Source organism: Croceicoccus sp. Ery15, assembly GCF_020985305.1.
Taxonomy (GTDB): domain Bacteria; phylum Pseudomonadota; class Alphaproteobacteria; order Sphingomonadales; family Sphingomonadaceae; genus Croceicoccus.
Map to the genome: position 1 here is coordinate 1,662,501 of NZ_CP087588.1, position 16,181 is coordinate 1,678,681.

General features: G+C 61.9%; 19 protein-coding genes and 1 pseudogene (1 of these 20 only partly in view). 8 read left to right on the forward strand and 12 right to left on the reverse strand.

The window, feature by feature from the left end:
• Nucleotides 1-43 carry the 3' portion of a retroviral-like aspartic protease family protein gene (locus tag LOZ77_RS08150; protein ID WP_230281630.1) on the forward strand. The gene continues 914 nt to the left of window position 1, outside the view, so the window shows 43 of its 957 coding nt (coding positions 915-957); the start codon falls outside the window, past its left edge; it ends in the stop codon at nucleotides 41-43.
• A gap of 44 nt (nucleotides 44-87) precedes the next feature.
• Nucleotides 88-1,905: an ABC transporter ATP-binding protein/permease gene (locus tag LOZ77_RS08155; RefSeq protein ID WP_230281631.1), complete on the forward strand. Its 1,818-nt coding sequence runs from the start codon at nucleotides 88-90 to the stop codon at nucleotides 1,903-1,905.
• Here the strand turns inward: LOZ77_RS08155 and LOZ77_RS08160 are convergent, their stop codons facing one another.
• A complete protein-coding gene (locus LOZ77_RS08160; RefSeq protein ID WP_230281632.1) occupies nucleotides 1,906-2,301 on the reverse strand; it encodes a GFA family protein in 396 nt (131 codons plus the stop codon).
• Between the two features lie 158 nt (nucleotides 2,302-2,459).
• Here LOZ77_RS08160 and LOZ77_RS08165 point away from each other — a divergent pair, with 158 nt between their 5' ends.
• The gene (locus LOZ77_RS08165) at nucleotides 2,460-3,953 is read left to right on the forward strand and encodes a SulP family inorganic anion transporter (protein WP_230281633.1); all 1,494 of its coding nucleotides are present in this window, start codon (nucleotides 2,460-2,462) and stop codon (nucleotides 3,951-3,953) included.
• 56 nt (nucleotides 3,954-4,009) lie between these two features.
• Here the strand turns inward: LOZ77_RS08165 and LOZ77_RS08170 are convergent, their stop codons facing one another.
• From LOZ77_RS08170 to LOZ77_RS08190, 5 genes are all read right to left on the reverse strand, one after another.
• Entirely contained in the window at nucleotides 4,010-4,204 is a 195-nt protein-coding gene (locus LOZ77_RS08170; RefSeq protein ID WP_230281634.1) for a DUF1737 domain-containing protein, read from the reverse strand.
• 11 nt (nucleotides 4,205-4,215) lie between these two features.
• Nucleotides 4,216-5,514, reverse strand: a complete 1,299-nt coding sequence (gene hslU, locus LOZ77_RS08175; RefSeq protein WP_230281635.1) for an ATP-dependent protease ATPase subunit HslU — start codon at nucleotides 5,512-5,514, stop codon at nucleotides 4,216-4,218.
• Nucleotides 5,515-5,544: 30 nt separating this feature from the next.
• A complete protein-coding gene (locus LOZ77_RS08180) occupies nucleotides 5,545-6,687 on the reverse strand; it encodes an acyltransferase (RefSeq protein WP_230281636.1) in 1,143 nt (380 codons plus the stop codon).
• A gap of 42 nt (nucleotides 6,688-6,729) precedes the next feature.
• Nucleotides 6,730-7,311, reverse strand: a complete 582-nt coding sequence (hslV, locus tag LOZ77_RS08185) for an ATP-dependent protease subunit HslV (RefSeq protein WP_304506019.1) — start codon at nucleotides 7,309-7,311, stop codon at nucleotides 6,730-6,732.
• Nucleotides 7,312-7,374: 63 nt separating this feature from the next.
• The gene (locus tag LOZ77_RS08190) at nucleotides 7,375-7,872 is read right to left on the reverse strand and encodes an outer membrane protein assembly factor BamE (protein ID WP_230281637.1); all 498 of its coding nucleotides are present in this window, start codon (nucleotides 7,870-7,872) and stop codon (nucleotides 7,375-7,377) included.
• Between the two features lie 251 nt (nucleotides 7,873-8,123).
• Between LOZ77_RS08190 and LOZ77_RS08195 the strand changes: the two genes are divergently transcribed.
• Together LOZ77_RS08195 and LOZ77_RS08200 are read left to right on the forward strand one after the other, a co-directional pair.
• Nucleotides 8,124-8,636: a ubiquinol-cytochrome C chaperone family protein gene (locus LOZ77_RS08195; protein ID WP_230281638.1), complete on the forward strand. Its 513-nt coding sequence runs from the start codon at nucleotides 8,124-8,126 to the stop codon at nucleotides 8,634-8,636.
• Entirely contained in the window at nucleotides 8,633-9,151 is a 519-nt protein-coding gene (locus LOZ77_RS08200) for a DUF177 domain-containing protein (protein ID WP_230281639.1), read from the forward strand. The genes LOZ77_RS08195 and LOZ77_RS08200 overlap by 4 nt, the downstream gene beginning before the upstream one ends.
• Here LOZ77_RS08200 and LOZ77_RS08205 read toward each other — a convergent pair.
• Nucleotides 9,148-10,329: an acetyl-CoA C-acyltransferase gene (locus LOZ77_RS08205; protein ID WP_230281640.1), complete on the reverse strand. Its 1,182-nt coding sequence runs from the start codon at nucleotides 10,327-10,329 to the stop codon at nucleotides 9,148-9,150. The genes LOZ77_RS08200 and LOZ77_RS08205 overlap by 4 nt on opposite strands.
• A gap of 81 nt (nucleotides 10,330-10,410) precedes the next feature.
• On the opposite strand from LOZ77_RS08205, the gene LOZ77_RS08210 reads away from it, so the two are divergent.
• Complete coding sequence (locus LOZ77_RS08210) at nucleotides 10,411-11,031, forward strand: TetR/AcrR family transcriptional regulator (protein WP_230281641.1); 621 nt, start codon at nucleotides 10,411-10,413, stop codon at nucleotides 11,029-11,031.
• A gap of 28 nt (nucleotides 11,032-11,059) precedes the next feature.
• Here LOZ77_RS08210 and LOZ77_RS08215 read toward each other — a convergent pair whose 3' ends face one another.
• The 5 genes and pseudogenes from LOZ77_RS08215 to LOZ77_RS08235 form a co-directional block, all read right to left on the reverse strand.
• Nucleotides 11,060-11,989, reverse strand: coding sequence for an electron transfer flavoprotein subunit alpha/FixB family protein (locus tag LOZ77_RS08215; RefSeq protein ID WP_230281642.1), 930 nt, complete (start codon nucleotides 11,987-11,989; stop codon nucleotides 11,060-11,062).
• Nucleotides 11,989-12,735 (reverse strand): electron transfer flavoprotein subunit beta/FixA family protein, encoded by a 747-nt coding sequence (locus LOZ77_RS08220; RefSeq protein ID WP_230281806.1) that lies wholly within the window; start codon nucleotides 12,733-12,735, stop codon nucleotides 11,989-11,991. The genes LOZ77_RS08215 and LOZ77_RS08220 overlap by 1 nt, the downstream gene beginning before the upstream one ends.
• A gap of 43 nt (nucleotides 12,736-12,778) precedes the next feature.
• Nucleotides 12,779-12,886 (reverse strand): annotated as a pseudogene (locus tag LOZ77_RS17940) (beta-ketothiolase); the annotation flags it as partial.
• Nucleotides 12,887-12,993: 107 nt separating this feature from the next.
• On the reverse strand, nucleotides 12,994-13,755 hold the full coding sequence (locus LOZ77_RS08230) for an SDR family NAD(P)-dependent oxidoreductase (protein ID WP_230281643.1): 762 nt from the start codon (nucleotides 13,753-13,755) through the stop codon (nucleotides 12,994-12,996).
• A gap of 52 nt (nucleotides 13,756-13,807) precedes the next feature.
• Complete coding sequence (locus LOZ77_RS08235) at nucleotides 13,808-14,935, reverse strand: acyl-CoA dehydrogenase family protein (protein ID WP_230281644.1); 1,128 nt, start codon at nucleotides 14,933-14,935, stop codon at nucleotides 13,808-13,810.
• Nucleotides 14,936-15,316: 381 nt separating this feature from the next.
• Here LOZ77_RS08235 and LOZ77_RS17945 point away from each other — a divergent pair, with 381 nt between their 5' ends.
• Both LOZ77_RS17945 and LOZ77_RS08240 read left to right on the forward strand, forming a co-directional pair.
• Nucleotides 15,317-15,466 carry a hypothetical protein gene (locus LOZ77_RS17945; RefSeq protein WP_370638058.1) on the forward strand — a complete coding sequence of 50 codons (150 nt, stop codon included), beginning with the start codon at nucleotides 15,317-15,319 and terminating at the stop codon, nucleotides 15,464-15,466.
• Entirely contained in the window at nucleotides 15,467-16,018 is a 552-nt protein-coding gene (locus LOZ77_RS08240) for a hypothetical protein (RefSeq protein WP_370638059.1), read from the forward strand.
• Nucleotides 16,019-16,181: the final 163 nt, after the last annotated feature.

Here is a 16,181-nt window from a genome sequence, read left to right on the forward strand (position 1 = left end):
CGATTTCACCCGGCGCGAGGTGGCGTTCGATCTGGCGGAGTAGCGCTTTAGCTGGCGATTCGCGCGCCGCTCCCTAGATAGGGGCCGATGCCGCCCGATACTGCCCGACCCGACCAGCTGGCCCGCCAGGCCGATTGGCGCACGCTCAAGCGTTTTCTACCCTATCTTTGGCCAAGGGATCACCGCGCCCTTCGCGTGCGGATCGTTGCTGCCATGGCCATGGTGCTGGCGGCCAAGGCGACGACGCTGTTGCTACCCTTTGCCTATAAACGCGCCATCGACCAGATGACGACGCCCGCGAACGAAGCGGCGATGATCGCCCTTGCTTTCGTGCTGGCCTATGCGTTGGGTCGGTTCGCGTCGGTTGCCTTCAACAATATCCGCAATATCGCGTTCGAACGTGTTGGTCAGGACGCAACCCGGACCCTGGCGCAGGACGTGTTCGCGCAGTTGCACCGCCTGTCGCTGCGCTTTCACCTGTCTCGCCGCACGGGCGAGGTTACCAAGACCATCGAACGCGGGACCAAGAGCATCGATACCATGCTCTATTTCCTGCTGTTCAACATTGCCCCCACGGTGATCGAACTGATCGCGGTCGGCGTGATATTCTATGTCAATTTCGGCTGGACGCTGGTGATCGCCACGGGCCTTGCCGTCATTGCCTATATATTGGCGACGCGCTGGATCACCGAATGGCGCACCAAGCTGCGCATGCAGATGAACGCCCTCGACGGGCAAGCGCTCAGCCGCGCTGTCGATTCGCTGCTCAATTATGAAACCGTCAAATATTTCGGCGCCGAACAGCGCGAGGAAGAGCGCTATGGCCGCTCGGCCCGCGCCTATGCCGATGCTGCGGTGAAGAGCGAAAATTCGCTGGGCCTGCTGAATATCGTGCAGGGCTTCATCACCAATGCGCTGATGGCAGGCGCGATGGGCTATACTGTCTGGGGCTGGAGCAAGGGGCAGCTGACCACGGGCGATCTGGTGCTGGTCAACACCTATCTGACCCAGCTTTTCCGGCCGCTCGATATGCTGGGCATGGTCTATCGAACGGTGCGTCAGGGCCTGATCGACATGGCCGAGATGTTCGCGCTGGTCGATACGCCGGTCGAGGTGGCCGATGCTCCGAACGCCCCTGCCCTGATCATGCGCCAGCCGACCGTGCGGTTCGATCAGGTCCGTTTCGGCTATGAGCCCGACCGGGAAATCCTGAAAAGCCTGTCCTTTCGGATAGAAGCCGGTGAGCGGGTCGCCATCGTCGGCCCGTCAGGCGCTGGCAAGTCGACCATCGGGCGATTGCTATTCCGCTTTTACGACCCGACGGGGGGCCGCGTGCTGATATCCGGCAAGGATCTGACCACGGTGACACAGGATTCGCTGCGCGCGCAGATCGGTATCGTTCCGCAGGACAGCGTGCTGTTCAACGACACGATCGGATACAATATCGCCTATGGCAAGGAAGGCGCGACCCGCAGCGAGATCGAGGCCGCCGCGCGCGGGGCCGCCATTGCCGATTTCATCGAAAGCCTGCCCGACGGTTACGAGACCGAAGTGGGAGAGCGCGGACTGAAACTGTCGGGCGGCGAGAAGCAGCGCGTGGCGATCGCGCGCACCTTGCTGAAAAACCCGCCGATCATACTGTTCGACGAAGCGACCAGCGCGCTCGACACGCGGACCGAGCAGGACATCATGCAAACGATCCGCGCCGTTGCCGCCGATCGCACGACGCTGACCATTGCGCATCGCCTGTCGACCGTGGTCGATGCCGATCGCATATTGGTGCTCGATCACGGCAGGCTGGTCGAAAGCGACAGCCATGGCGAATTGCTCGCGCATGGCGGGCTCTATGCCGAAATGTGGCAAAGGCAGGCCAGCGAAACCGGCGATCAGCCCGAAACCGTCTAGTCACCCGCCCGGATAGCGGTCGAAACGCGGCAGTTCATGCGCCGTCACCTCCCATGGCAGTGCTTCGGCCATCTGTATATGCGCCGAGGGCGGGTGATCGCCTGCATCGTCCAGCGTGGCCGACTGGATATCGACCAGACCGGGCAGCACACCCTCGTTATAATAGAACAGACCTGTGCCGCAGTTGGGGCAAAACTGCCTTTCCACCCCTTCGGACGAGGCATAGCTCCTCACCTCTCCTTCAAAGCGCAAGCCGTCTGCGGGGAAGCATATCCACGACACGCCCGCCACGCCCGCGCTGCGCCGGCAATCGCTGCAATGGCAGATCGCGTGATGCGCGACCTCTCCCGAAATCTCATAGCGGACAGCCCCGCAACGACAGCCACCTTTCAGCATCGTCGATTCTCCCCGAAATCTACACTGGAACATATAGCGAACGATATGCGTCGGCAAGCCTTGCCTTGTCATTCTGCCGCCTATCCTGCACATGCGGCGCGAACCGGCGGGACGAAACCCGCCCATCGACAAGCATAGATGTCAGGCAGGATCCGACCATGATCGATACAGCCACGCTGCGGCGCGACTGGCTCTCCAACCCGCGCGGCGATATTCTGGCGGGCATCGTCGTCGCACTCGCGCTGATACCCGAGGCGATCGGCTTTTCGATCATCGCGGGCGTCGATCCGCGCGTCGGCCTCTATGCCTCGGTCGCCATCGCCATCGTGATTTCCTTTATCGGCGGACGCCCCGGCATGATCTCGGCCGCGACAGCCGCCGTTGCGGTGGTCGTGGTCCCTCTGGTGCGCGATCACGGGGTCGAATATCTGTTCGCCGCGACGATCCTGATGGGCATATTTCAGGGGATCGCCGCGCTGCTGCGCCTCGACCTGCTGATGCAGTTCGTCTCGCGCTCGGTCATTACCGGTTTCGTCAATGCGCTGGCGATCCTGATCTTCATGGCGCAGCTGCCCGAACTGACCAATGTGACATGGGTCACCTATGCGATGGTCGCAGGCGGTCTGGCGATCATCTATCTGTTCCCGAAAGTCACCACTGCCGTCCCCTCGCCGCTGGTGGCGATCATCGTGCTGAGTGTCCTGTCGATCGCGCTGCACGCGCCGGTCAACACGGTGGCCGACATGGGCGAACTGCCCGAAGGCCTGCCCTATTTCATGCTGCCCGACGTGCCGCTGACATGGGAAACACTGACGATCATCACGCCCTATGCGCTGACAATGGCAGCGGTCGGCCTGCTGGAATCGATGCTGACGGCGCAGATCGTCGACGATATGACCCACACCGATTCCAACAAGCAGCGCGAATGCGCAGGCCAGGGCAGCGCGAATATCGTGGCGGCCCTGCTGGGCGGCATGGGCGGCTGCGCGATGATCGGGCAGTCGGTGATCAATGTCACTTCGGGCGGGCGCGGCAGGCTGTCGACCTTTACCGCGGGCGCGGTGCTCCTTCTTCTGCTGGCGGTGCTGGGCCCGTGGGTCGGGCAAGTGCCGATGCCCGCGCTGGTGGCCGTGATGATCATGGTGTCGATCGGCACGTTCAGCTGGAATTCGATCCCCAACCTGCGCCGCCATCCGTGGCAGTCCAGCGTCGTGATGCTGGCAACCGTCGTCGTCGTCGTAGCCACGCATAATCTGGCACTGGGCGTGCTGGTCGGCGTGGTGCTGTCGGGCATCTTCTTTGCGCAAAAGGTGATGGGCATGTTCGGCGTGGTCCGTACGCGCGATGCCGATACGGCGACCTATACGGTCACGGGCCAGATCTTTTTTGCCAGCGTCGACCGGTTTCAGGCGGCGCTTGGACCCGAAAGCGAACAGGCCGATCCGGCAGGCCATGTGGTGATCGATGTTTCGGCGGCCCATTTCTGGGACATCTCGGCCGTGGGCGCGCTGGACAAGGTGGTGGAACGCATGCGCCGCAATGGCCGGTCAGTTCAGGTCATCGGCCTCAACACGGCCAGCGCCGATCTGGTCGACAAATATGCGCTGACCGACAAGACGGGCGTAGAGATCGGCCTTGCCCCCCACCCCTGACCTTGCAGCCGGCATAAAAAAGGCGCCGTTCCGAACCGGACGGCGCCTTTTTTGTATCAGTCGGAATAGCCCGGCCAGACCACTGCCTGCGCGACGATCACCTGCTCTCCGTTAAAGGTCAGCGCTGGCGATCCGTGCAGCTTCCACCCTTCGTCCAGGGCCTTGGAAACACGCTCGCAAAACGCATGATCGTCGGGGCCGGTCAGGCAGCGATAGGGAAGTCGGCCATCGGGGGGCGAAGTCTCAGCCATGGATCGGGTCCTTACAGGATATATTTCGAAAGATCGCTGTCACCCGCCAGCTCGCCCAGTCGATCCTTTACATAGGCGCGGTCGACGGTGACGGTGGTGCCGGTGCGTTCCTCGGCGTCGAAGCTGACTTCTTCCAGCAGCTTTTCCATCACGGTCTGCAAACGACGCGCGCCGATATTCTCGACACTCTCGTTCACTTGCGCGGCGGTAGAGGCAATTTCGGCGATTGCGTCGGGCGTGAAGTCCAGCGTCACTTCCTCGGTCGCGATCAGGGCGCGATACTGGTCGACCAGATTGGCGCGCGTCTCGGACAGGATGCGGACGAAATCCTCTTCGGTCAGCGCGCGCAATTCGACGCGGATCGGCAGGCGGCCCTGCAATTCAGGCAGCATGTCGCTGGGTTTGGACACATGGAACGCGCCCGATGCGATGAAGAGGATATGGTCGGTCTTCATCGGGCCGTATTTGGTTGCGACGGTCGTCCCTTCGATCAGCGGCAGCAGGTCGCGCTGAACGCCCTCGCGGCTGACGGTGCCCCCGCGCTGGTCGGACACGGCGATCTTGTCGATCTCGTCCAGAAACACGATGCCGTTCGCCTCTGCATTGGCCAGCGCGACGCGGGCGACATCGTCCTGGTCCATGCGCTTTTCCGATTCCTCGTCGACCAGCTTGTCCCATGCCTGCGCCACGGTCAGCTTGCGGCGCTTCATGCGGTTCTGGCCCAGCGCCTTGCCCATCATGTCCGACAGGTTGATCATGCCGATATTGCCGCCCATGCCGGGCAGCTCCATGTTCATGTTCGGCTGGTCCTCGACCTCGATCTCGACTTCCTTGTCGTTCATCGTATCGTCAACGACGCGCAGTCGGAAACTTTCGCGCGTGGCCTCGCTGGCGTTTTCGCCCACCAGCGCATCCAGCAAGCGCTTCATCGCCGCCTCGCTCGCCGCTTCGCGCACGGCTTCGCGGCGGCGGTCCTTTTCAAGGCGGATCGCTTCTTCGGCCAGATCGCGGGCTATCTGTTCGACATCGCGCCCGACATAGCCGACCTCGGTAAACTTGGTCGCCTCGACCTTGACGAAGGGCGCATCGGCCAGCTTTGCCAGACGTCGGCTGATCTCGGTCTTGCCGCAACCCGTGGGGCCGATCATCAGAATGTTCTTGGGCGTCACCTCGTCGCGCAATTCGGGGGCAAGGCGCTGGCGCCGCCAACGGTTGCGAAGCGCCACGGCCACCGCGCGCTTGGCGTCTTTCTGGCCGACGATATGCTCGTCCAGAGCGGCCACAATGGCCTTGGGGGTCAGGTTTTTCATGCAGGTCTTCTTGAATAGGCTTTTGTGACTTTACGATCGGGCTGGACGGCCCTTCGATCCGGGCTCCCCATTTGGCGGCTCTGCGCGCCCGTTCAAGTCCACACCCCCGTTCAAGTCCACCCCGATGCCAATATGCGGCAAATGCCGGTTCAATGCGCGCGTTACCGGTCTTTCCACAAACCGGTAGAACAGCAGGCTGACTCCATAGGTCAGCACCAAGCAGGACAGGACAAAGCCCCACGATCCCAATGGTGCCGCGACGCGGACATAAATCCATATCCAGACCATAGCGACAGGCAGATGGAGCAGATAAAGGGCATAGCTTGCATCGCCGAGCCGGTCGACCGCGCGAAACCCGGCCAAACGCAGCGGCCCGCCCAGCGCGCCCACCGATAGCAACACCGCAGGAATACCCGCCCACCGCACATAGGCAAGACCCAGCCAGTCACCATTGGGTGGTTGCATTAGCGAGGCGGCGACAAATGCAGAAATCATGGCCGACCAGCGCAGCCATGGTGGCAGCGCCATCCCTCGCGAGCGCCAGATGGCCAGTATGACACCGCAAGGAAACAGCAGCAGCACCGGTCTGGTAAGCGAAAACATCAACGCGCCATGGGGTTCAAACAAAGTTCCGATTATCACCAGAACCGCAATCGCACCGCATACGAAAGCGGGCACTGCGCGCCTGCCCGCCACTAGGCACACGCCGAACAATGCATAGAAAACCATTTCGTAAAACAGCGTCCAGCCCGGCCATAGCATGGGTAAAGGCTGCGCATCGTTGGCGCCGTTCCAATAGGGGATCAGCAGCAAGGATCGCCCAAGGTCGATCCATTCGACATCGCGGCCCAGAAACAGCAACCAGCCGACCAGCAGCATTGTGGCCAGCCAATAAGGGGGCATGATGCGGATGATCCGCCGCGCCCAGAAATAGCGCGCCGCGCCGTGCGATCCGAACAGGCCGGATGACGATACGACCATCACATAGCCTGAAATCACAAAGAACACGGCCACCGCAATCTGACCGGCCTGCCCCGCAAAAGCGCGCGGCAGGCCAAGACCCGATCCGATATGATCGGCAAAACCGAAAGCGATGTGAACCAGTGCCACCGTTCCGGCGGCAACGGCGCGCAGAAGCTGAACCGCCTCTACCCTGTCTTTTCGCCCCGCCATTGATTGCCCGTCCCGAACCCGCCAGTCGTTCGGGTGATTGCCCTAGATGCTTTCGACTGTCACCTGATCGTTGGTGAATACGCAGATATCGGCGGCGACCTTCATCGCCTTGCGCGCGATCTTCTCGGCGTCATCCTCGTAATCGGCCAGCGCCTTGGCGGCGGACAGGGCATAGTTGCCGCCCGAACCGATGGCCGCAATCCCGCCTTCGGGTTCCAGCACATCGCCATTGCCGGTGATGACCAGCAGCACATCCTTGTCCGCCACGATCATCAATGCTTCAAGATTGCGCAGATATTTGTCGGTCCGCCAGTCCTTGGCCAGTTCGACTGCGGCGCGCATCAGCTGTCCGCGATATTGCTCCAGCTTGCGCTCAAGCCGTTCGAACAGGGTAAAGGCATCGGCAGTCGCTCCAGCGAAACCGGCGATAACCTTGCCCTTTTCGGGCCCGCCCTCGCCCAGGCGCCGCACCTTGCGCGCATTGGGCTTCATCACGGTATTGCCCATCGAAACCTGGCCGTCGCCAGCGATCACGGTCCGGTCGCCGCGTTTGACGCCGATGATGGTGGTGCCGTGCCACGGGGTCAGCCCGTGGGCGCTGTTATGATGTGAAAATCCGTCCATGCGGGGCGATATGGGGCCGCGCGAAACGGGTTCAATAGAGACGCGTTCGATAGAAGCGGGCGATCAGCTGCCGTTCGGGCCCGGACCCGAAGGCCCGCTGGCACCCGCGCCGCCAACCGTACCGATATTGCCGAACAGATCCTGCAGGAAGCTGCGGTCGCGGCCCATCGTCTCGGTCTCGTCTCCGTCGGGGCTGATCTTGCGCACGTCTTCCATGCCGGTCTGCGACACGCTGGTCACCGTACCGCTGGCATCGAACGCCACCTTCAGCACCTTGTGCTCTTCGGTTTGCGGAACGCCGAACACGCGCTGTTCGGTGGTGGAGGACACATAGTAATAGACCGGATCGCCATACTGGCTGGCAAAGCTGGGGTGGCCCAGCGTTCCCTCTACCGACTGCTTGTTGTCGATGCCGGGCTGGATCGCACCGGTCAGGGCAGGATCGAACAGATAGCCGCGATGATCGCGGATCGAAGTGCATCCGCCGGTCGCCAGCGCCGCTGCCGATACAGCCGCCAGAACGGCCATTTTGGAAAACTGGAACTGGCGCGTGGACTGCATGATCCGCCTTATCTGTCTTGGTCTTGCACGGCAGGCTTCCGCTTCCCGTGCGTTCTTACTATATGCTGCGTGGCAAGCCTTTAGAGCCTGACCCGCAGCCACACAAGTTCGCGCACAGCTTATCACCGCATAGCGCCGCGCGAACAGGGCTGGCAAAGCCGTTGGGGGCCTGCCTTTTGCCGATTTAATCCCCGATGAACGGCGCGCGCGTATTTGGTATCAGCCGCGCGCCCGTATCAGGAGCCTGTCCTTTGAAATCCCTGCTTTCCCGCCTGTTCAAACCCGTAGAGCCCAGCGGCATCCCCGCCTTGTGGCACCAGATCGTCGCCATCGCGCGGGAGCCGGAATGGTATCGGGATGCAGGCGTCGCCGATACGATCGAAGGCCGTTTCGACATGGTCAGCGCCATGACCGCGCTGGCAATGGCGCGGCTGCAGGATTCGGGCAAACCGCAATATGGCGTGCAACTGACCGAATTGTTCATCACCGATATGGATGGCCAGTTGCGCGAGGAAGGCGTGGGCGATCTGATGGTCGGGAAGCATATCGGAAAGCTCGTCTCGGCGCTTGGCGGCCGCATTTCCGCCTACCGCGAGGGGTTGGACAGCGACGATCCGGCCCTGCTGGAACAGGCGGTGGACCGCAATGTCACCCTGCTGGACGGCGCTTCGCCCGCACCCGTGGCCGAACGTATGCGCGCGCTGTGGACCGACCTTCAGGCAACGCCGATGGACGATCTGATCGAAGGGCGGGTCGCACGATGAGCAGAGCCGCTTCCGAACTGACCCGCTGGATCGCGGTGCGCCAGTGCGAGGGGCGCACGGTCGAAGTCATCGCCAGCGATGCCGAACGCGCCGCATTGGCCGAACGTTTCGCGCTGGTCTCTGTCGACCGGCTCGCCGCCACGCTCACCCTGTCGCGCGACGGCGAAAAGGTAAGCGCCGAGGGCACATTGAAGGCCGCCATCGTGCAAAGCTGCGCCGTTTCGGGTGAGGATCTGCCTGCCGAAATCGACGAAAAGCTTGCCTTTCTGTTCGTCCCCGCGAAAGGCGACTTCAATCCGGACGAGGAAGTCGAGCTGGACGAAAGCGATCTCGACGAGATCCCCTATGAAGGCGATCGTTTCGATCTGGGCGAGGCCGTGGCCCAAAGCCTCGCCCTCGCCATCGATCCATTTGCCACCGGCCCCGATGCAGACCGCGTGCGCAGGGAAGTCGGGCTGGACGAACCCGAAAAGGAGAACCCCTTCGCCAAGCTAAAGGGGCTCGACCTTAACTAGAGCCGTTCGAGCGCGACGGCGGTCGCTTCGCCGCCGCCGATGCAAATCGCCGCGATCCCGCGCTTGAGGTCGCGCGTTTCCAGCGCGCCCAGCAGCGTCGTCATGATACGCGCGCCCGAAGCGCCGATCGGATGGCCCAGCGCACAGGCCCCGCCATTCACGTTCAGCTTTTCGCGGTCGATGCCCAGTTCCTTTTCCGCGATCAACGCGACCACGGCGAAGGCCTCGTTCACTTCGAACAGATCGACATCGTCCATGGTCCAGCCGATGCGATCCATCAGATTGCGCGTGGCATAAACAGGGGCGCTGGTGAACTTGCCGGGTTCGTGTGCGAAAGCGGCATGGCCGACCACTTTGGCGACCGGCTTCATGCCCAGCTTTTCCGCCGTGCTGGCGCGGCACATCACAAGCGCGGCCGCACCGTCCGAAATCGACGAGCTGTTGGCCGCCGTAACCGTGCCGTCGGGCACGAAAGCGGGGCGCAAGGTCGGGATCTTTTCGACATTGGCCTTGCCCGGCTGCTCGTCCTGCGCAACCGTTTCCACACCCTTGCGGGTCTTCACCTCGACCGGGGTAATCTCGCGGTCGAACGCGCCGGTTTCCTGCGCCTTTTTGGCGAGCGTCAGCGAACGAATCGCATATTCGTCCTGGGCCTCGCGCGTGAACTGATATTCCTGCGCCGCGCGGTCGGCGAACACACCCATCAGCGTGCCTTGCTCATAGGCGTCCTCCAGCCCGTCGAGGAACATCGAATCCTTGACGACATCATGACCCAAACGCGCACCGCCACGATGCTTTGGCAGCAGATAGGGCGCGCCCGTCATGCTCTCCATCCCGCCCGCGACGACCACATCGGCGCTGCCCCCCGCAATCGCGTCATAGGCCATCATGGCTGCCTGCATGCCCGAACCGCACATCTTGTTGACCGTGGTAGAGGGCACATGCTGTCCCAGCCCCGCGTGGATCGCCGCCTGACGCGCGGGCGCCTGTCCCAGACCTGCCGGAAGCACGCAGCCCATGATCACCTGATCAACATCGCTGCCCTTGATCCCCGCCCGCTCGATCGCGGCCCTGACTGCCGTCGCGCCAAGGTCGGTGGATTTCACATCGGCAAACGCACCCTGCAAACCGCCCATCGGCGTGCGGGCATAGGATGCAATCACGATCGGATCGGTCATGGCATTTTCCTTTTGATTACTCTTGAGAATATAACTTACGTATTGGTATATCTTGTGACGAAGTGATTTTCAGGAGGACGCTTGGCCCAGAACCCCTCGCCTTTCAGGAATGCCGAACAGCGCAGCCGCGACCGGCAGGCCAAGAAACTGGCGCTGATGGAAGCGGCGGTGCGTATGTTCAACACGCGCGGCTTTCACGCGACCTCGCTTGATGATGTGGCCGGATCGCTGGGCGTGACCAAGCCGACCGTCTATCATTATCTTGGAAACAAGGAGAGCGTGCTGGTCGAATGCCTGCGCTTCGGGCTGAAACAATTGCTGGACGCGGCAACCGCCGCCCGCGCCGAAAAGGGCATTGCGGCGGACCGGCTGCGCAGTTTTCTGATCGTCTATGCGCAAGTGAATATGAGCGATTTCGGACGCTGCGTCATCCGCACGCCGGACGAGGCGTTGAGCGGGGAAAGCCGCGAGGTTCTGCGCGGACTGAAGCGCCAGATCCACAATGAAATGTGCAGCCTGATCGCGGAAGGGACCGCCGATGGCTCGATCGCCTGCGATGATCCCAATTTGCTCGCCTTTACCATTGCCGGAGCGCTGAACTGGCCCGCCCGCTGGTATGAGGAAGGCCATGGCCATTCGCCTGAGGACACCGCGCGCCGACTGGTCGACAATCTCGCCGCGGGCTTCCTGCCTCGCCCCTAAGGGCCCAAATGGCGCGCGGGGTTTCACCTCACAACTTGCTCGTAAGCTCGGGCACGGCCTTGTAGAGATCGGCGACGAGGCCGATGTCTGCGACCTGGAAGATGGGGGCATCCTCGTCCTTGTTGATGGCGATGATGGTCTTGGAGTCCTTCATGCCGGCAAGGTGCTGGATGGCGCCGCTGATGCCGATGGCGATATAGACTTCGGGTGCGACGATCTTGCCCGTCTGGCCGACCTGATAGTCGTTGGGGACATAGCCTGCATCCACGGCGGCACGCGATGCGCCCACGCCTGCGCCGAGCTTGTCGGCAAGCGGCATGATCGTCGCCTCGAAGGTCTCGGCGTCCTTCAGCGCGCGGCCGCCCGATACGATGATCTTCGCGCTGGTCAGTTCGGGGCGTTCGCTCTTGGCGAGTTCGGCACTGACAAAGCTCGACTTGCCGGTGTCGCCAGTGGAGGCAACGGCTTCGATCGCAGCGCTGCCGCCGGTGGCTTCCGCCTTGTCGAAGGCGGTGCCGCGTACGGTGATGACCAGCTTGGGATCGCTCGATTCAACCGTGGCGATGGCATTGCCTGCATAGATCGGGCGGGTGAAGCTCTTGTCGCTCTCGACCGACAGGATATCGCTGATCTGCATCACGTCGAGCAGCGCTGCCACGCGCGGGGCGATATTCTTGCCGGTGGTGGTGGCAGGAAACAGCACCGCGTCATGATCGGACATGAGATTGACGATCAGCGGCGCGACATTCTCGGCCAGCTGGTGTTCGTATGCCGCGTCATCCGCGACATGGACCTTGCCCACGCCCGCGATCTTCGCGGTGGCATCGGCCACAGTGCCGCAGCCCGCACCCGCGATCAGCAGGTGCACCTCGCCCAGCTTCGCAGCAGCGGTTACCGTGGCAAGCGTCGCATCGCCCAGATTTGCATTGTCGTGATCGACATAAACAAGCGTCTTCATCAGGCGACTCCCATGCTCTTGAGTTTGGCGACCAGCTCGTCGACATCGGCGACCTTCACGCCAGCCTGACGCACCGGCGGTTCGGACACGTTCAGCGTCTTCAGGCGCGGCGCGATATCGACGCCGTAATCGGCCGGAGTCTTGGTCTCCAAGGGCTTCTTCTTCGCCTTCATGATGTTGGGCAGGCTCGCATAGCGCGGCTCGTTCAAACGCAAATCGGTCGTGACGATCGCGGGAAGGCCCAGCTTCACCGTCTCCAGCCCGCCATCGACTTCGCGCGTCACGTTCACGCTATCGCCGTCGATCTCGACCTTGCTCGCGAACGTGCCTTGCGGCAGGTCCATCAGCGCGGCCAGCATCTGGCCGGTCTGGTTGCTGTCGTCGTCGATCGCCTGCTTGCCCAGAATGATGATGCCCGGCTCGATCTCGGCGGCCACAGCCTTCAGGATCTTGGCCACCGCCAGCGGTTCGACCTCTTGATCGGTCTCGACCAGCACCGCGCTGTCCGCACCCATCGCCAGCGCCGTGCGCAGCGTCTCCTGTGCCTTGGCAGGGCCGATGCTGACCGCGATGATCTCTTCGACCTTGCCCGCTTCCTTCAGACGGATCGCTTCTTCCACCGCGATCTCGTCAAACGGGTTCATGCTCATCTTCACATTCGCAAGATCAACACCCGAACCGTCCGCCTTCACACGCGGCTTCACATTGTAATCAATCACCCGCTTCACGGGCACAAGGGCTTTCATGGGCATGCCTTTCCTCTCTCAATCAGATACATCATTCACGCCATCAAAGCGCTTCTAAAATCGTGACATTCGCCTTGCCTGCGCTTTCGCACATGATCTGCATGCCGTATTTCCCGCCTCGCGAACGCAGGGCATGGATCAGCGTCGTCAACTCCGCGCCGGTGAACCGGGCTGATCGCAGAAAGGCCGTAACGCTGCTGGAAACCATCGACTCGCGCGTCATGCTTTCCGCGCCCACATCCATTTTGCAGGACGCGATCACTTTGGGGCCATCCGGATCGCGCCGTCGAGGCGGATCGTCTCCCCGTTCAACATGGGATTGGCGATGATCGATTCCACCATTTGCGCATATTCAGCGGGCTTCCCCAGCCGGCTGGGGAAAGGAACCTGAGCGCCCAGCGAATCCTGCGCTTCCTGCGGAAGCGATTCGAGTAGCGGGGTCAGGAACAGACCCGGTGCAATAGTCATTACGCGGATCCCGTAGCGCGAAAATTCACGTGCAACGGGAAGCATCATGCCGACCACGCCCCCCTTGGACGCGCCATAAGCCGCCTGTCCGATCTGGCCTTCATAGGCGGCGACGCTGGCAGTGCTGATGATCACGCCGCGCTCCTCTCCCACCGGTTCGGCATCGTAAATGCGCGCGGCGAACTTCGACAGCACGTTGAAGCTGCCGATCAGGTTGATGTTCACGATTCTGGCGAAGTCGCCAAGTGCGATCGGGTTGCCTTCGCGGTCGAGCACCTTTTGCGGCGGACCGATGCCCGCGCAATTGACGAGGATGCGCGCCTTGCCGTTGACTGCCTCGGCTTCCTCGATCGCATTGGTCACGCCAGACTCGTCGGTCACGTCAACCTTGGCAAAGCGTCCACCGATTTTTGCGGCATGCGCCTCGCCCATTTCGGCGTTGAGGTCGAAAATCGTGACCTTTGCACCCAACTTCGCCAGATGCTCTGCCGTTGCGCCGCCCAACCCCGATGCGCCGCCAGTTACGATGGCGGCCAGCCCTTCCACTTTCATCGTCTCGATCCTTTTCTTAAAATATCGTTGTAATACCGTTTTAAGTGCGCACCTAAAGCGCGCGCGCGATCACCATGCGCTGGATGTCTGACGTGCCTTCGTAAATCTGGCACACGCGCACATCGCGATAGATTTTGGCCACGCCATATTCTTCCAGATAGCCATAGCCGCCCAATGTCTGGATCGCGCCAGACACCACAGCCTCGGCCGCTTCGGATGCCACCAGCTTGGCCATCGACGCTTCTTTCAAACAGGGTTCGCCCGCATCTTTCAGCGATGCGGCATGCAGCACCAGATGGCGCGCCGCTTCCAGCCTTGCCGCCAGATCGGCGAGGCGAAAACCCACCGCCTGATGCTGGATGATGCGTTTGCCAAAGCTGCTGCGATCCTTGGCGTAATCGACCGCGATGTCGAGCGCGGCCTGCGCCATGCCGATGCATTGCGCGGCAATGCCGATGCGCCCGACCTCAAGGTTGGAAAGCGCAAGGCCATAGCCCGCCCCTTCCACGCCCAGCCGCAATTCTTCGGGCACGAACAAATCGTCGAAGCGGATCGCACAAGTATCCGACGCACCCTGCCCCAGCTTGTGCTCTACCTTGTCGACCGAATAGCCCTCGCTGTCCGTCGGCACGAGTAATCCGGTGATGCCTTTCTTGCCCGCGTCGGGATCCGTCACCGCATAAACGATGGCCAGCCCCGCGATCCGGCCCGAACTGATGAACTGCTTCGCGCCGTTCAGCATATAGCCGCCGTCCACCCTGGTCGCGCGCGTCCGCATTGCTGCGGCGTCGGAACCCGCGTCGGTTTCGGTGAGCGCAAAAGCGCCGATCATGCGGCCCGCGATCAGATCGGGCAGGAACCGTTCCTGCTGAGCCGGTGTCGCATCCTTGATCAGGCTGGCAACGATCAGGCTGTTCTGGATCGAGAGGATGGTCGAAAGCGCACCATCGGCCGCCGCGATTTCGATCAGCGAAAGGGCATAGGATATGAAATCCGCTTCGGCCCCGCCGAATTTTTCTGGCGCGGTCATGCCCATCAGGCCCAGCCCGGCCAGTTCCTCGAACAATTCGGATGGATAGCCGCCGTCGCCCTCGAACGCGAAGCTGCGCGGTCGGATCTGCTCTTGCGCAAAACTGCGCACGGCATCGCGGATGGCACTTTGCGTCTCGCTGAGAATCATGCCTCAATCCCGTATTGTTTACTCAATAGTAGATAATAGTCTCGTCAGTAGATTGTCAATCGCACCGGCAGATCGGTTTGGCCTCGCAAAATCTCAGCGCCCCGTAAGGCGAGGTAGACGCTTTGTGCATAGCATATTGGGCACGTTGTTCAGCACATGCAGGGTCAGGCTCATCGCACTCAGCGCATCGGACCGGTTTAACGTCAGCACCAGCAGGCGTAGGTCCCGTTATCCTGAACGGCGATCTGAAGAAGTCCACTGGACTGCCGGGATAGCGATTATCGTCTCGGTGGGACGGCAAACCAGGCGATGATGAAGCCTGCGACCATCTTCCGCGCACACATGAATTGCGGGACCGGCATCAATGCCGCCAAATAGCCGGTGGGCGAATTCCTGCAATCGAAAGAAACCGGTCACGAACAGCTGTGGGTGCGGATCAATCCGGTCGACGATCTGGCCGTCGTGATGCCCGGCAGCTTCATGTTGCCGAAATCGCGCGACCGACACGATATGGAATTGCTCGATCATTAATTGACCGCTGTGGAAGCAGCGAATGGCATCGAACAGGGATCGACCAAGGTGATCGCCCTGGTGACCGAGGCTGCCGAAGCCATCTTCACCATCTTCGAATGTGCGGGCGCGGCGCGGCTGATCGGCATGACATGGTGCGCGGAAGATTTGGCCGATGCGCCGGGCGCCATCAACAACCGTGACGCCAGCGGCGATTACGATTATATCTACAAGCTGGCCCGCAGCCTGCGCCTGATCGGAGCGGCGACGGGCAATGTGCTGCCGATCGAGACGATCCACGGCGATTTCCGCGACCTCGACGGGATTCGCGCCCGTGCCGAAAAAGTGCGCGCCGAAGGCTATCGCGGCATGCTGGCGATCCATCCTGCGCAGGCAAATGTGATTAACGAAGCGTTCACGCCAAGCGAAGACGAAATTGCCGACGCGCAGGAAATCGTCGATATTTTCGCCGCCAATCCGGGTGCGTGTGCAATCGAGTACAAGGGCGGGATGCTCGACCGGCCCTATCTGGCCCTCGCCGAAACCGTGCTGCGACTGGCGGGCAGGCTGTGAGCCAAGGCGAGACTGGCATAATCGATCCCGCCAGCCTCGATGTGGCGCAAAATATCCGCCCCCGCGCCTATATCGTGTGGGACAAACCGGCGGCGAGTTGACCACTCTGGTCAAGGAGCTGCCGGATCGAACAGCCCTACCGCTACGACCGGCTGACCCTGTC

What these genes read in the sequence shown, in the direction of transcription:
- LOZ77_RS08155 (WP_230281631.1), top strand. Translation starts at nt 88, where the DNA reads ATGCCGCCCGATACTGCCCGACCCGACCAGCTGGCCCGCCAGGCCGAT.
- LOZ77_RS08160 (WP_230281632.1), bottom strand. Translation starts at nt 2,301, where the DNA reads ATGCTGAAAGGTGGCTGTCGTTGCGGGGCTGTCCGCTATGAGATTTCG.
- LOZ77_RS08165 (WP_230281633.1), top strand. Translation starts at nt 2,460, where the DNA reads ATGATCGATACAGCCACGCTGCGGCGCGACTGGCTCTCCAACCCGCGC.
- LOZ77_RS08170 (WP_230281634.1), bottom strand. Translation starts at nt 4,204, where the DNA reads ATGGCTGAGACTTCGCCCCCCGATGGCCGACTTCCCTATCGCTGCCTG.
- hslU (WP_230281635.1), bottom strand. Translation starts at nt 5,514, where the DNA reads ATGAAAAACCTGACCCCCAAGGCCATTGTGGCCGCTCTGGACGAGCAT.
- LOZ77_RS08180 (WP_230281636.1), bottom strand. Translation starts at nt 6,687, where the DNA reads ATGGCGGGGCGAAAAGACAGGGTAGAGGCGGTTCAGCTTCTGCGCGCC.
- hslV (WP_304506019.1), bottom strand. Translation starts at nt 7,311, where the DNA reads ATGGACGGATTTTCACATCATAACAGCGCCCACGGGCTGACCCCGTGG.
- LOZ77_RS08190 (WP_230281637.1), bottom strand. Translation starts at nt 7,872, where the DNA reads ATGCAGTCCACGCGCCAGTTCCAGTTTTCCAAAATGGCCGTTCTGGCG.
- LOZ77_RS08200 (WP_230281639.1), top strand. Translation starts at nt 8,633, where the DNA reads ATGAGCAGAGCCGCTTCCGAACTGACCCGCTGGATCGCGGTGCGCCAG.
- LOZ77_RS08205 (WP_230281640.1), bottom strand. Translation starts at nt 10,329, where the DNA reads ATGACCGATCCGATCGTGATTGCATCCTATGCCCGCACGCCGATGGGC.
- LOZ77_RS08215 (WP_230281642.1), bottom strand. Translation starts at nt 11,989, where the DNA reads ATGAAGACGCTTGTTTATGTCGATCACGACAATGCAAATCTGGGCGAT.
- LOZ77_RS08220 (WP_230281806.1), bottom strand. Translation starts at nt 12,735, where the DNA reads ATGAAAGCCCTTGTGCCCGTGAAGCGGGTGATTGATTACAATGTGAAG.
- LOZ77_RS08230 (WP_230281643.1), bottom strand. Translation starts at nt 13,755, where the DNA reads ATGAAAGTGGAAGGGCTGGCCGCCATCGTAACTGGCGGCGCATCGGGG.
- LOZ77_RS08235 (WP_230281644.1), bottom strand. Translation starts at nt 14,935, where the DNA reads ATGATTCTCAGCGAGACGCAAAGTGCCATCCGCGATGCCGTGCGCAGT.